The organism is Flavobacterium movens, from assembly GCF_039581425.1.
Classification (GTDB): Bacteria; Bacteroidota; Bacteroidia; order Flavobacteriales; family Flavobacteriaceae; genus Flavobacterium; species Flavobacterium luteolum.
Map to the genome: position 1 here is coordinate 588803 of NZ_JBCPXY010000002.1, position 13559 is coordinate 602361.

The following is a 13559-nucleotide window of genomic DNA, read 5'->3' on the forward strand; positions in this document are numbered from 1 at the left end:
ACTATTTTACAGTCCTAGAGAAGCTTTTATAAGATTAAGATTTTCTTGCGAATAATTGATTTTTAAAGCTTCTTGATGCCCTTTGTCCGACATTTTATCCCAAGTTTTTTTGATGATGTTTTTTAGTTTTTCTTCATCGTGTTTATGTACGAAAGGGTCTAAATAATATTCTAAAAACACTAAACAAATTACGTCTTCCAATAATTGTGTTTCGTGATCTTTTTTAAGCAGTTTTTTTTCAATTAAAAATGAAACTCGATCAATAAAAGTCTGATCATAGTCAGCTTTTTCCAGAATTTCGGCGGTAGTTTTTGCGTGGAATTTTTTCAATTCTTCTCTCCATCTCAAATAACCAACACGATCCATTGGGTAGGATTCGCGGGCAACTTTCCATCGGCAAATGTGTTGGGCTTTTGATGCGATCTGGATTTCCTCGGATGCGTTTGGTTCAAATTGCATCAGCCTTTCGTACATCCTGTTTGAATACAATAATTCTTTTGGATATTCTTGGTTTTGGTCGATTTCAATATTTGGGTCTTGAGCATTTTCAGCATCAATCCATTCGCTTGCTTTTTGAAAAGGTGTAGTCATTTTTTGGTTTGATAATAGAATTTCAAAGATACGGAATTAAGTAGAAAAGTTGAAAGTCGAAAGTCAAAAGTCGAAAGTGAGATGAAAGAAGCAAGAAGCAAGATGATAAAAGTTTTTCAAATCTTACCTCTTGCTTCTTGGCTCTTTAAAAGTCTAATCTGCAAATCCAACAAAAACTTCGTTATCAACAATCTTAATCGGGTAGGTTGCAATGTTATAGTCTTCACCGTTTAAGTTCGAACCATCAACAAGTGAAAAAGTTTTTTTATGCATCGGGCAGGCAATTTTCGGAATATCATCGGCAGAGCCTGTCATTCCTCTGGATAAAACCATTTCCATTTTATGTGGGCAGGCGTTTTGGCAAGCATACCATTCGTTGCGACGAGTGAAGTTGAAAATAGCGATTTGTTTGTTTTTGTATTTGATGCATCCACCTCGGTTGGTTGGGAAATCTTCAACTTTACCTGCTTTGAACCAAATTGTTGCATCGCTTGCGTGAACCGTTTCGTATTGATTTAAGATTTCTTCCATTTTGATTAAGTTTTGATTTCCTGTTTCTTAGCCCTCTTTTTACAATCAAGAGAGATTTGATGGCGCAGTAAAAAAGAGGGTAAGAGGACAGCAAACGTTTAATGATTTTTTTTCTTTTTTTTTGGAGCTATTTTTTTCTCCCGCTCCCGATAGTTATCGGGATTGCAGATTTAGTTGATTTTTTTAATCTTTTTAATCCTTATAATCCTTATAATCTGTGGCTTTAATTTTAAACACATAGAAACATAGCTTTTTTTGTTTTTTGTTTGAGAAATAGAAAATTAAAAGAAACTAGTTTCTAACACATAGCTATCTATGTTTGTTAATGCAAGTGAAACGCCTTTTTAAGTTTAGTAATTCTATGTTTCTATGTGTTTAAATAAATTTACGACCAAGCTTTTGGCATTTTTTGATCTCTTAGCGGAACAAAAACAGCGTTATCGTCTTTTTCGTCTGAGTTTATAAAGTGATTGAAGCGTTTTAATAATCTTGGTTTTTCAAGAACTTGTTTCCATTCGCATTCAAAAGTGTTAACTAGAGTCTGCATTTCGGCTTCTAAGGTTTCGCAGATCCCTAAACTGTCTTCAATGATGACTTCTTTTAAATATTCTAAACCTCCATCTAGTTTTTCCAGCCAAGTTGAAGTTCGAATCAGCGGACCAGCAGTTCGGATGTAATACATTAAGAATCGGTCCATGTATTTAATTACCGTTTCTTTGTCGATTTTTTCGGCTAATAAAACAGCGTGTTTTGGATTTGCGCCGCCATTTCCTGCGATGTATAAATTCCATCCGCCTTCAACGGCGATTAATCCGAAATCTTTTCCGCGGGCTTCAGCGCATTCGCGAATGCAAGCCGAAACACCACCTTTCAATTTATGCGGAGAACGAATTCCTTTGTATCTATTTTCCAGTTCGATGGCAAATCCGGCGCTGTCGTCCATTCCGTAACGACACCAAGCATTTCCGACACAGCTTTTTACAGCACGAAGCGATTTTCCGTACGCATGACCGCTTTCAAAACCATTATCGATTAAGATTTTCCAAATTTTTGGCAAATCACTTAAATGCGCTCCAAATAAATCAACTCTCTGAGCTCCAGTAATTTTAGTGTACAAATCGAATTGTTTTGCTACTTCGCCTATTACAATTAATTTTTCAGCAGTGATTTCGCCTCCGGCAACTCTTGGAACAACAGAATAGGTTCCGTTTCTCTGAATATTGGCCAAAAATCTATCGTTTGTATCTTGAGTTGTAACGTGTTTATTTGCGGTATCGTTATAAATACTAGAGAAAATAGAAGCAACAACCGGTTTGCAGATTTCGCAGCCATCGCCTTTTCCGTGATGATCTAGAACATCGTAGAAATTCTCGTATTTATTGATTTTTACCAAATCAAATAATTCCTGACGATTGTAGTTGAAATGCTCGCAGATTACTTCTTTTACTTCTTTTCCTAAAGATTTTTGAGTGGCTTTTACCAAATCAGAAACCATTGGTTTGCAGCCTCCGCAGCCAGAAGTTGCTTTAGTTGCTTTCACAATATCTGATAATGAAGAACAGCTTTCGTCTAAAATTTTACAGCAGATCGCTCCTTTTGTCACATTTTCGCAAGAACAAATTACGGCTGTGTCTGGCAAATCCATTACACTTCCTAAACTTGAACCTTCAGAGCCATCACGAGAACCCAAAATCAAATCTTCTGGATTTTTTGGCAAAGCCATTCCGTTATTGTAAATCTGGAAAAGCGAATTGTAATCGCTAGAATCGCCGACTAAAATTCCGCCTAAAAGGGTTTTAGAATCTTTGGTAACATTAATTCTTTTGTAGATCCCGCTTAGTTTATTCTCATAAATAATGGCAGTTACGTTTTCATTTTCGATAAAAGGATCACCAAAACTCGCGACTTCAACACCAATTAATTTTAATTGTGTCGACATATCAATGGTTTCTCTCATGGTTTTATCGCCATTTAAGATTTGCTCGGCCGCAACATCGGCCATTTCGTAGCCTGGAGCAACAAGTCCGTAAATGTTTTGGTTGTAAAGTGCCGCTTCGCCAATTGCATAAATTGAAGGATCTGATGTCTGCATTTGATTGTTTACCACAATACCGCCTCTTACGCCCACTTCAAGTCCTGAAACTCTTGCCAGTTCGTCGCGAGGTTTGATTCCGGCCGATATAACCAACATATCAACTTTTAACAATTCCTCATTAGCAAACATCATTCCCGTTATACTTTCCTTTCCGTCAATATATTGCGTTGCTTTGTTTAGATGAATTCCAATATTTAGTTCTTCGATTTTAGCTTGCAACATATCGCTTGCGCCTTGATCTAATTGTCTAGGCATCAAGCGTGGCGCAAACTCCACCACATGCGGATTCAAGCCTAAATCTCTAACTGCTTTTGCTGCTTCGAGACCTAATAATCCGCCTCCTAAAACGGCAGCTTCAGTCGCACCTTTTATTTTTATTTTTTTGGCGTAGGCCATAATAGCGTCCAGATCTTCGATGGTTCTATAAACAAAAACACCTTCTTTTTCGACACCTTCAATTGGTGGCACAAAAGCGGAAGAACCTGTTGCCAAAACTAAGTAGTCGTACGTATGTGTTTTGTTTAAGTGAGTGTGAATCGTTTTTGCATCACGATTAATATCTGTAATTAATTCAGATGTATTTAAAATAATATTGTTTTCTGCGTACCAGTCGGTTGTCGATAATGATAAATCATCAGCTGTTTTTCCTCCAAAGTACTCGCTTAAATGTACGCGATCATAAGCTCGTCTTGGCTCTTCGCCAAATACCGTAATCTGATACTTTTCTTGTCCTGATTTTGCAATGAATTTTTCGCAAAATTTATAACCAACCATCCCGTTTCCAACTACTATTACTTTAATCATGATTTCTTTAATTAAGTATTACTACGCAAATATAAGTATTTATACTTATAAAAATACGTATGTATTTAGATTTTTTAAATCTTGTAATTGAATTTTGTTACGTATTTCTTCGTAAACTGTTACGTAGTAAAGGTTTTTACGAGATTTTATATGTGATAAAAAAAAATAAATTTGAAAAGATTCTAAATAAGTAATTCAGAAAAAAGTCGTAAATTCATAAGAATTTTACTTGTATTTTGTTAAAATGATCTTCAAAATAAAACGTTATGAAAAATATATTGTCATTTTTGCTTTTACTTTTTTTGGTAATAGGCTGTAAATCTTCAGCCGATAAGACTTCGAATACACATAATACTTCAGAATATGGGGCCCAAGAAGATGAGATGAAATACTATTTTAAAGCAACTGGAAACGAGCCGTTTTGGGCAGTAAGAATGGGAAAGGAAAATATCGTTTTTACATCTTTAATTCCAGGGAAAGAAAAACTTGTTTTTCCTGCTGTAGAAGCTATAAAAGCGATGGATGCGAACGTGAAAATGTATAAAGTAAGCAATGAAACTTCGTCGGCAACAATTACGATTCAGCAATTGGATTGTCAGGATTCGATGTCTGGCGTAATTTCACCATATAGTGCGAAAGTAGAAATCAAAAATAATGTAGATTTAGAGACGAAAAAACTCGAAGGCTGCGGTAAATATAATACAGATTATCGCTTGCATGATATTTGGGTTTTGGAAGAACTGAACGGCTATAAAGTTTTTGCAACCGATTTTCAAAAGGAATTTCCTCGAATCGAAATCAATTCTTCAGAAAACAGATTTTCTGGTTACGGAGGTTGTAACGGAATCAGCGGACAAATTTTTTATGAAAAAGATGTATTGCGATTTACAAAGGTAATTTCAACTTTAATGGCTTGCCCACAAGGAAATAAAGAAGGTGAATTTACAAAAGCACTGCAAAGTACAACTACGTATTCTATTGAAAATAATAGGTTAACGCTTTCGAATCCTTCTGGGAAACTTTTGGTTTTTAAGAAGTTGGATTAGGTTTTATAAGGGCTTCGACTTCGCTCAGCTTGACATTTCGTTTGTCTTCCTGAGCGAAGTCGAAGGATTTATTCTAGTTCTTTAGTTTCTTCCTCTTCAGTATCATCACCTTCAATAAAATCTAATTCCAAAGCTTTTACACTTTGAACCGCATTTCCGGCAATACCGCGAATCGAACCGTACATTCCTAAAGTATTATGAACCACTTTTTCGATTTGTTTTTCGCGTTGTTTCCAGATTCTCTGCATCGCTCTTTTTTCAGAATCTAAGTCGCTTTGCATTTGCGTAAAACCTTCTACAATTCCTTCAATCTGCAAACGGAATTCATTGCTGGTTAAGAAATCGTACAACATCGACATTTTATCGCCTTTGTTTTCCTGCGCTTGAACGGCTTGATTAATCTGAATTAAAGATTGACGTAAAACGGCGCTTAAACCTTTAAATTCTTCATAGGTACAAATCCAGATTCCGTCGCGCATGCCCATTCGTTCCATTCCGTTTGGCATTACTTCGGTAACCAAAACACCAATATTGGCTCTTTTGATTCTGATATCATTTTTGAATTTTTCAATCCACGATGGTTGAAAAGCTTTTGTTCTCTTGCTTTCATAATAAATAGAACCGCAATTTTGATGCTCGCGAGTATTTACGATTTGAAGACAGTCAGCACCATTCGCACCTTTTTTGACTTCATCGATACTGTCAAGAGGGAAATTATTGGCTAACCATTCTTCAATTGCCAATTCCATTACTTCGCCTTGCAATTGCATTGAACCTTGTTCTTGCTTGCGTTTCATTTCTTCGGTTAATTTTTTCTGTTCTTCTAATTGCTTTTGAAGTTCTTTAAATTTTAACTCGTTTTTATCGTCTTCCTGTTTTCTGATTTTTTCACGTTCCAAGGTCAATTGTGCGTTCAATTGTTTTTCGGCTTCGGCTTGAATCGCTTCTTTCATTTCCAGTTTTTCGCGCTGTAATTTGGCGATTTCACCTTCCATTTTATTTAATTCCCTGATTTTTTCCGATTTTTCAGAGAGTTCTTTTTCCATTAAAAGCAAACGGTCTTTGTTTTCTTCTTCGAGTTTGGTTTTCAGTTTTTCAGAAATTTCTTTTTCCGCAATTTTTCTTTCTCGTTCCAAACGCTCTGCAAAAAGTTCGTTTTCTTGTTTCTTTTTGGCTTCAAATTCGGCTTTGGCTTTGTCCAATTGTTCGTTTTTAAGCTCCAATTCTTTATTTTGAATAGTGGCTTTTTGTTGAAATTCTTTACGGATGCTGTCCTCCAATTGATGTTTCAAAACATCATTGACATCGATTGGAGTTCCGCAGTTTGGACACTGAATTGAAGATTGTTCAGCCATTTTTATAGTAGTTTTATTTTGTAGAATTATGATTTGCTAAGGTATTTAAAAGTTCTCTTTTTATGATGTGGATTTCTGTACTAAATTGTAACGAATTTTTGTTATGGCCACAAAGACGCTAAGACGCAAAAGTTTTTTTGTCACAGATTAAAGGATTAAAAGGATTTATTGAATTGCCTCCAGCTTTAGCTGGAGGTATAAAAGTTGAATTGGAAAAGGCTTTAGCCAAATTCGTAGTTGTTTGGCTAAAGCCTTTTAAACTTAACTATTTCCCCATCCAGCTAATGCTGGACGCAACTTTTAAATAAAAACTTTGCGACTTCGCGTCTTTGCGAGATTAATTTCACCACAAAACTTAGCGGGAACCACTTTTATTCAATAAAAAATTAACAGCAGATTTTATAATCTCAGAATCATCTTCTTTTGAAGTTATAATCGAAACATCCGTGCGTAAATTCACTTTTTTCAATTCGATAAAACTAATCTCAGAATCTTGATTGTTTTTCGCAATATTTGACGGAACAATCGAAATTCCTAATCCGTTTTTGACTAATTGTACAATGGAATTGATGTTGTTGGCTTCGTGAATAATCTTTGGCGTAAAGCCATAAAAAGCACAAAGTTCCAGTAAAACTTCGTGATAATGCGGTGCATAATCTTTGTTGAAAAATACAAAAGTTTCATCTTTTAAATTCAATATCTCTTTTTCAGATTTTAGCTGAATATTCGTTTTATTAAAAACAATTGAAAATCCGTCCTGAAACCATAAATGCGATTGTATTTTGGGAGATTTTATGGGTGAACGTATAATTCCCATTTCGATTTTTCCTTGTTCTAAAGCGTCAATTTGTTTGGTGGTTGAAATCTCAAAAAGTTTGAAATTGACATAAGGAAATTGTAATTTTAAATGTTTTATCAATTCTGAAATTGTTGCAGAATGTATAGAACTGATGTAAGCAATCCTAAATTCTCCCGACACATTCTCTGCGATCTTTTTTGTTTTTAGCGAAATGCGTTCCAAATCTTGAAAAAGCGATTTGACTTCTCTTTCAAAATATTTTCCAGCTTCTGTTAGCTCTACTTTTTTATTATTTCTGATAAAAAGCTTTGCCTGAAGTTCTTCTTCTAGTTCTGCAATTTGCCGACTTAAGGGTGGTTGCGAAATAAATAGTTTTTCTGAGGCTTTGGTAAAGTTCAGTTCTTCGGCTACAGTCAAAAAATATTTTAAGTGACGTAATTCCATGATACTTTTAAAGTATTATTAATTGATAAAAATAGTATTTTTAAGGTATTTATGAAAGATGTAGTTTTGATTTTGAGTTAAATGTTAGAAGTGAAACGTTAAAAGTGAGAATTGTAACGAATAATTGATAACAAAAACTTTTAATTCTTAAAATAAAAACAAGTCTCTCGCAGATTATGCAGATAGGGCAGATTACAGATTAATTAAAATTATTTTATTCTTAATCACCAATATTCCGATCAATAATAGCAAAAAGATCCCCTAAATCTGCTAGATCTGTGAGAGTATAAAAAACAAGAACTATGAAAAAATCAACTATTGAAGAAATCAAAGAACGATTTGACAATGATGTCGAACGATTTTCGAATTTAGAAACAGGACAGTTGTCTACTATTGACGCTAAAATTTCTTTAGAATTAATTACAGAAGCTTCAAAACGAATTGTTCCAAATGCCACTCATGTTTTGGATATTGGCTGTGGCGCAGGAAATTATACTTTGATGATGCTTTCGAAATTACCAAATTTAAACTGCACTTTGGTCGATTTGAGTTTGCCGATGTTGAATAAAGCTTTTGAAAGAGTTTCAGCAGAAACAAACGGAAAAGTTGAAATCAAACAAGGTGATATTCGTGAAGTTGAATTGCAAGAAAATCAGTTTGATATTATTTTGGCTGGAGCGGTTTTGCACCACTTGAGAGATGACCAAGATTGGGAAACAACTTTCGAGAAAATATTCAAATTATTAAGACCCGGCGGTTGTTTTATGATTTCGGATTTGATTACACAAGACACGGAATTATTAAACGAATACACTTGGCAGCGTTACGGAGAGTATTTAGAAGGAATAGGAGGGGCAGAATATCGACAAAATGTATTCGATTATATTGCCAAAGAAGATACGCCAAGATCAATGAATTACCAATTGGATTTAATGAAAAAAGTAGGATTCTCAAAAGTCGAAATTTTACATAAAAATATGTGTTTTGGGGCTTTTGGAGGGATAAAGTAGTTTTTTTTTAGCCACGAATTCACGAATTAATTTAAAAATGTTTGCGCATAGATTTTAAAAAATAAATTCGTGAATTTGTGGCTATACAACTATGTATTAACCGGCATTGGATATTTGTTTCGAAGATCGAAAACTAAGTCGGATGGACCGTTTCGCTGAAGGTAATCTAATTTTTCGACAGCTTCTTCAAGATTAGGAATATGGCCTTTTGGAATCCACCACATTGCTGTGTGCGCTTTTCCGAATTTCTGAAACCATTCTTTTCGACGTTTTAAAAAATCGCTGTGAAAGGTTTTGTACATATAATGTTCCAGCGTTTCAATGCTTTCCCAAACCGAAACGTTTACAATGATCTGTTCGTCGTTATACGGATTTAAGTTTGTCGCATTATAGCTGTCGTCTTTAAGTCGCCAGACAAATCCGTCGCTGTTTTCGGCTAAGGTGTTTACAAGATCTAAATTGTCTACAAATTCTTTCATGATAGGGTCATTGATGTCGACTCCTTTCATTTTTGCAATATTGATTTCGGCAAGATGATAATTGCTCATAAAATATAGATTTCTGAATTTTAGGCAATTTAGCTTTTTTCGGAATAATTTAATAGCCACGAAGTCACGAATTTATTTTTTAAAATCTATACGCATAGATTTTATATTAATTCGTGAATTTGTGGCTATTGAAAAAAAACTTATAAAGTCTTTACGGTTTTGTAAACCTGAATTGGGCTTGAAACCAGCGTTTCCGTTTTTTTGATGAATTCTTGCAAGTAGGATTGATTGTTATGCAGGTCTAATCCTGGTTGGTCTTTCCATTCTTCCCAAAGGATAAAAACATTTTCGGAAGTGTGTAAATCGTAACGAATACATGCAACTTCTTTTCTAGTTTCGGTTACTAGATGTGTCAGCAGGTTTTGAACTTCATTTAAATGCTCTGGTTTACTTTTTAAAATTGCTGTAATCGAAATCATAATTATAAGTTTTTAAAAGTTTGCTCTAAATGTTTCGTGTAATTCTCTTTAAAGATAGCAATATTTTCTGGTGTTGCACCTTTTTCGACATCGTGAAAATGGAAGCTGTTTATTTTTTCCATTCCGGTAAATTTGTTCATTTTATGAAAACCAAACATAGCGCCATCATCAACCGAAGTTTGATCGAAGAATTCTCCTGGAAGTGTAAAAGCGGTTGCAGGCGCATTCCAGCTTGTGGTAAGCATGTATTTGCGTCCGTGTAGAAGTCCGCCAGTTCCGTAATTGATGTCTGGATTTACACGGCTTCTTCCGTCGCTTTTGTAAATTCCTTTATTATGGCCAGCTGTAAAAACATCATCGATGTATTTTTTGAAAAGGTTTGGAAGTTGAAACCACCAAACTGGTGTATGATAAATAATTACATCTGCCCAAACAAATTTTTTTACTTCTTGGTCAAGATCAATATTGTCCTCTACGTGGGTTGTTTTGATTTCGTATTCGTTGTTTTTGGAAAGAAAATCAATTGTCCAGTCTTGCACTGTTTTGTTGAATTTTCCGCCTGAATGAGCAAATTTTTGTCCACCGTTAATTATAAATATCTTTTTCATTTTACTTTATGTTGTTATGGATACGTGATGCGTGAGGGATAGTAGCGATATCCTTTTACTTTTTTCTTTAAAAAGTAAAAGATTTAGCGGATAGCCCTCCCGATAGTTATCGGGATTGGGACACGCCCAAATTCTAAATTATTTAAGTTTTGAGATTTTTTTAAACACATAGAAATATAGGTTTTTCTTTCTTGAAAAAGAGAATGGAAAGAAACTAGTTTCTAACACATAGGTATGTGTGTGTATGTAAGTGAAACGCTTTTATAGACAAAGTAAAAACTATGTTTCTATGTGTTTAAAAAGAGAATTATTTTATTTTAGCAATTGCCTGATTGATAAATTCCAATTCTGAAGCTGATAAATCGAAATCCATTGTTTTGGCGTTTGAAATGGCTTGTTCTGCGTTTCTTGCTCCAGCTAAAACAATTGAAATTCCTTTTTGCAAAGTCGTCCAGCGTAAAACCAATTGCGAAATTGAAATGTGTTTTGAATGCGCTAAGGAACTTAATTCTTCTATTAAAGTTTTTACCTGCTGTAAATCGAATTTTCCGAAATAGCCGTTTCTGTGGTCGTTTTCTTTTAATTTGCTGTCTGTGAAATATTTTCCAGTCAATAAACCTCTTTCCATTGGGCTATAAGCAATGATTCCGATGTTTTCTGCCACTGTAAACGGAATTAAATCTGCTTCGATTCCGCGATTCAGCATACTGTAAGCTACTTGGTTTGAAGCTATTTGAACTGTTTTTTGTGCTTCCTGAATTTGTGCAATATTATAATTACTTACTCCGAATGCTCTAATTTTTCCTTGCTGAATTAAAGTTTCAACAGCTTCCATAGTTTCAGAAATTGGTGTTGTTGAGTCTGGCCAGTGAATTTGCAATAAATCGATATAATCGGTTTGAAGACGTTTTAAGCTTTCTTCAACTTCTTTAATGATGTTTGCTTTTGATGAATATTTGTAAATCGGAACATTTTTGCCATTGTCGTCAGCATCAAAGAAGTAATCGCCTTTTCCATTATTACTTCCGTCCCAAACTAAACCAAATTTAGTAAGTAATTGAATTTTAGAACGATCGTAAGATTTTATAGCTTCGCCGATCATTTCTTCACTTAAACCAAATCCGTAAAAAGGAGCAGTATCGATTGTAGTAACGCCGTGGTCAATTGAAGCCTGAACAGATGCTATTGAATCTTTCTTTTCTGTTCCTCCCCACATCGTTCCGCCAATAGCAAATGCACCGTATGTAATTGCTGATAATTCAAGTTCTGAGTTGCCTAGTTTTCTATATTCCATGATTGTGATTTTTTATGTTTAAAATTGATGAGGCAAAATTATACTGTTTTTATGATTCTTATTTGGTATATATTTGTCTTTTTTAGGTATATTTGCATCTTCAAATAAAATGGAATTATGAAAAAAGAAAACTTATATGAACCTTTTACGGTTTCTTTTGAAACGCTGAATGAATATCCAGATGTTGGAGATCGTCATAATTTTTTCGAATTGGTTTATATTTTAGAAGGAACCGGAAGGCAGTGTATCAATAAGAATATTTTTGAATATGATCCAGGGCATTTGTTTTTATTAACCCCTGAGGATTGCCATAATTTTACAATTGAAACCGAAACGAAGTTTTTCTTTTTAAGGTTTAATGATATTTATTTGAAAAATTCGAGTTTACAGAATGAAAATATTCAGCGATTAGAATATATACTTCAAAATGCCAATCATCAGCCGGGTTGCATTCTAAAAAATGATCCTGATAAATGTTTGGTGAAAGTGATGATTGAAGCTATTTGTCGCGAACATCAGGATAAAGATGTTTACAATCAGGAATTGATTCAGCAGTTGGTGAATACGCTGATTATTATTGTGGCGAGAAATATCGCGAAATACTTGCCTGAACAAGTAACCATAAATACTGAGGCTAAAGCAATGGATATCCTGCAATATATTCAGAATAATATCTACTATCCTGAAAAAATCAAAGCGGAATCAATTAGTGATTATTTCGGAATTTCGAATACTTATTTGGGACGTTATTTTAAAAAACATGCGAGCGAAACGATGCAACAGTATATCAGTAATTATAAAACGAAACTGATTGAACATCGTTTGCAATTTAGCGAGAAACGTATTAACGAAATAGCCTATGAATTTGGTTTTACAGATGAAAGCCATTTTAATAAGTTTTTTAGAAAGCAAAAGGGGTATAGTCCGTCTGAGTTTAGAAAGACGATTCGATTGAGTGCTTAAGGTTTTGTTTGCTACAAATTTCCTGAATTTGCGCTAATTTTTTTAGCCACAGATTATAATGATTAAAAGGATTTTTTATTTCACGCAGATTTTAAATGATTTAGGCAGATTTAAAATAGATTTTTTAAATAAATCTGCTCAATCTGTGAGAGAAAAGAAAAAATCTGTGTAAATCCGCGTTTTCGCAAAGCGAATCTGTTTTATCCGCGTACTTTAATTCTATTTTTCGATACGAAATAAAAGTTAGATGATTTTTTTAATCACACGAAGTTTATGAGTGTGTTTGTTTATTTCTGGATTATAAATTCCGCTGTGGTCTAAACGGTCAATACGTACTTTTCCACTTGCGTGGATGATGTAGTTGTTTTCCATAATGATTCCAACATGGATGATGTTTCCTTCATCATTGTCAAAAAAGGCTAAATCGCCAACTTCGCTTTCCTCAATAAAACTTAAAGGCTCGCCTTCAAGTGCTTGTTGTGAAGCGTCGCGGTGAATTTTATATCCGTTTAGTTTATAAACCATTTGCGTAAAGCCTGAACAATCAATGCCGAAAGGTGTTTTTCCTCCCCACAAATAAGGTGCATTCAAATACATGAAAGCAGTATTTATTAAGGCACTTTTTGGTTTGATGCCGCTGGTTTTTGTTCCTTCAAAATCAAAATTTGATGTATTGATTTCGCTGTTGTTTAAAAAAGATAACGAAGCTCCAAGCGGAATAGGAAGCAGTAGGTTGTTAGGAGCTGTGATATAATCAATCAAATCAGCATTTAAGATGATTGCCTCTTTGCTTAACTGATTAAATTGCTCTTTAGTAATTTCCTGATATTGTTTAGAATCTACCCAACCAACATAATCGTCATACTGAATTCTTATTTTAGCCCACTGATTATAGCGTTCTAAAATTTCGATATGCTCGCCAAACAAGAGCTGTGTAACAATTTCACTTCTGTCGCTGGCTTCAGCTCGAACAGGTACTATGGCTAAATTGCAAATTCCAAACATTTAAGGAAATTTATAAGTTGAAAATCAGGAGTTATATTAATAACTCC

At 34.4% G+C, this 13559-nt stretch carries 14 protein-coding genes; 4 read left to right on the top strand and 10 right to left on the bottom strand.

Annotation, left to right across the window (positions count from 1 at the left end; all coding sequences use genetic code 11):
* Window positions 1-6: 6 nt before the first annotated feature.
* The 3 genes from AAYQ05_RS05870 to nirB all read right to left on the bottom strand — a co-directional run bounded on the left by AAYQ05_RS05870 (window position 7) and on the right by nirB (window position 4021).
* The gene (locus AAYQ05_RS05870; protein ID WP_343541829.1) at window positions 7-591 is read right to left on the bottom strand and encodes a DUF4202 domain-containing protein; all 585 of its coding nucleotides are present in this window, start codon (window positions 589-591) and stop codon (window positions 7-9) included.
* Window positions 592-744: 153 nt separating this feature from the next.
* Complete coding sequence (nirD, locus tag AAYQ05_RS05875; protein WP_343541830.1) at window positions 745-1122, bottom strand: nitrite reductase small subunit NirD; 378 nt, start codon at window positions 1120-1122, stop codon at window positions 745-747.
* Between the two features lie 385 nt (window positions 1123-1507).
* Window positions 1508-4021 carry a nitrite reductase large subunit NirB gene (nirB, locus tag AAYQ05_RS05880; RefSeq protein WP_343541833.1) on the bottom strand — a complete coding sequence of 838 codons (2514 nt, stop codon included), beginning with the start codon at window positions 4019-4021 and terminating at the stop codon, window positions 1508-1510.
* Window positions 4022-4287: 266 nt separating this feature from the next.
* Between nirB and AAYQ05_RS05885 the strand changes: the two genes are divergently transcribed.
* On the top strand, window positions 4288-5067 hold the full coding sequence (locus AAYQ05_RS05885; RefSeq protein WP_343541835.1) for an META domain-containing protein: 780 nt from the start codon (window positions 4288-4290) through the stop codon (window positions 5065-5067).
* Between the two features lie 68 nt (window positions 5068-5135).
* Here the strand turns inward: AAYQ05_RS05885 and AAYQ05_RS05890 are convergent, their stop codons facing one another.
* Entirely contained in the window at window positions 5136-6422 is a 1287-nt protein-coding gene (locus AAYQ05_RS05890; RefSeq protein WP_343541837.1) for a DUF2130 domain-containing protein, read from the bottom strand.
* 137 nt (window positions 6423-6559) lie between these two features.
* Here AAYQ05_RS05890 and AAYQ05_RS05895 point away from each other — a divergent pair, with 137 nt between their 5' ends.
* Window positions 6560-6730, top strand: coding sequence for a hypothetical protein (locus AAYQ05_RS05895; protein ID WP_343541838.1), 171 nt, complete (start codon window positions 6560-6562; stop codon window positions 6728-6730).
* Window positions 6731-6777: 47 nt separating this feature from the next.
* Here AAYQ05_RS05895 and AAYQ05_RS05900 read toward each other — a convergent pair whose 3' ends face one another.
* Complete coding sequence (locus tag AAYQ05_RS05900; protein ID WP_343541839.1) at window positions 6778-7665, bottom strand: LysR family transcriptional regulator; 888 nt, start codon at window positions 7663-7665, stop codon at window positions 6778-6780.
* Window positions 7666-7967: 302 nt separating this feature from the next.
* Here AAYQ05_RS05900 and AAYQ05_RS05905 point away from each other — a divergent pair, with 302 nt between their 5' ends.
* Window positions 7968-8675, top strand: coding sequence for a class I SAM-dependent methyltransferase (locus AAYQ05_RS05905; RefSeq protein ID WP_343541840.1), 708 nt, complete (start codon window positions 7968-7970; stop codon window positions 8673-8675).
* 89 nt (window positions 8676-8764) lie between these two features.
* On the opposite strand, the gene AAYQ05_RS05910 is transcribed toward AAYQ05_RS05905, so the two are convergent.
* The 4 genes from AAYQ05_RS05910 to AAYQ05_RS05925 form a co-directional block, all read right to left on the bottom strand.
* The gene (locus AAYQ05_RS05910; RefSeq protein WP_343541841.1) at window positions 8765-9223 is read right to left on the bottom strand and encodes a DUF3291 domain-containing protein; all 459 of its coding nucleotides are present in this window, start codon (window positions 9221-9223) and stop codon (window positions 8765-8767) included.
* A 140-nt stretch (window positions 9224-9363) separates the two neighbouring features.
* The gene (locus tag AAYQ05_RS05915) at window positions 9364-9642 is read right to left on the bottom strand and encodes a putative quinol monooxygenase (protein ID WP_343541842.1); all 279 of its coding nucleotides are present in this window, start codon (window positions 9640-9642) and stop codon (window positions 9364-9366) included.
* 2 nt (window positions 9643-9644) lie between these two features.
* Entirely contained in the window at window positions 9645-10250 is a 606-nt protein-coding gene (locus AAYQ05_RS05920; protein WP_343541843.1) for an NAD(P)H-dependent oxidoreductase, read from the bottom strand.
* A 307-nt stretch (window positions 10251-10557) separates the two neighbouring features.
* Window positions 10558-11544, bottom strand: coding sequence for an aldo/keto reductase (locus AAYQ05_RS05925; RefSeq protein ID WP_343541844.1), 987 nt, complete (start codon window positions 11542-11544; stop codon window positions 10558-10560).
* 117 nt (window positions 11545-11661) lie between these two features.
* Here AAYQ05_RS05925 and AAYQ05_RS05930 point away from each other — a divergent pair, with 117 nt between their 5' ends.
* Window positions 11662-12507: an AraC family transcriptional regulator gene (locus AAYQ05_RS05930; RefSeq protein WP_281633254.1), complete on the top strand. Its 846-nt coding sequence runs from the start codon at window positions 11662-11664 to the stop codon at window positions 12505-12507.
* Window positions 12508-12750: 243 nt separating this feature from the next.
* Here AAYQ05_RS05930 and AAYQ05_RS05935 read toward each other — a convergent pair whose 3' ends face one another.
* Window positions 12751-13512 (bottom strand): C40 family peptidase, encoded by a 762-nt coding sequence (locus AAYQ05_RS05935; RefSeq protein WP_343541846.1) that lies wholly within the window; start codon window positions 13510-13512, stop codon window positions 12751-12753.
* Window positions 13513-13559: the final 47 nt, after the last annotated feature.

Coding starts and splice junctions, on each gene's coding strand:
- AAYQ05_RS05870 (WP_343541829.1), bottom strand. CDS start 591: ATGACTACACCTTTTCAAAAAGCAAGCGAATGGATTGATGCTGAAAAT.
- nirD (WP_343541830.1), bottom strand. CDS start 1,122: ATGGAAGAAATCTTAAATCAATACGAAACGGTTCACGCAAGCGATGCA.
- nirB (WP_343541833.1), bottom strand. CDS start 4,021: ATGATTAAAGTAATAGTAGTTGGAAACGGGATGGTTGGTTATAAATTT.
- AAYQ05_RS05885 (WP_343541835.1), top strand. CDS start 4,288: ATGAAAAATATATTGTCATTTTTGCTTTTACTTTTTTTGGTAATAGGC.
- AAYQ05_RS05890 (WP_343541837.1), bottom strand. CDS start 6,422: ATGGCTGAACAATCTTCAATTCAGTGTCCAAACTGCGGAACTCCAATC.
- AAYQ05_RS05900 (WP_343541839.1), bottom strand. CDS start 7,665: ATGGAATTACGTCACTTAAAATATTTTTTGACTGTAGCCGAAGAACTG.
- AAYQ05_RS05905 (WP_343541840.1), top strand. CDS start 7,968: ATGAAAAAATCAACTATTGAAGAAATCAAAGAACGATTTGACAATGAT.
- AAYQ05_RS05910 (WP_343541841.1), bottom strand. CDS start 9,223: ATGAGCAATTATCATCTTGCCGAAATCAATATTGCAAAAATGAAAGGA.
- AAYQ05_RS05915 (WP_343541842.1), bottom strand. CDS start 9,642: ATGATTTCGATTACAGCAATTTTAAAAAGTAAACCAGAGCATTTAAAT.
- AAYQ05_RS05920 (WP_343541843.1), bottom strand. CDS start 10,250: ATGAAAAAGATATTTATAATTAACGGTGGACAAAAATTTGCTCATTCA.
- AAYQ05_RS05925 (WP_343541844.1), bottom strand. CDS start 11,544: ATGGAATATAGAAAACTAGGCAACTCAGAACTTGAATTATCAGCAATT.
- AAYQ05_RS05930 (WP_281633254.1), top strand. CDS start 11,662: ATGAAAAAAGAAAACTTATATGAACCTTTTACGGTTTCTTTTGAAACG.
- AAYQ05_RS05935 (WP_343541846.1), bottom strand. CDS start 13,512: ATGTTTGGAATTTGCAATTTAGCCATAGTACCTGTTCGAGCTGAAGCC.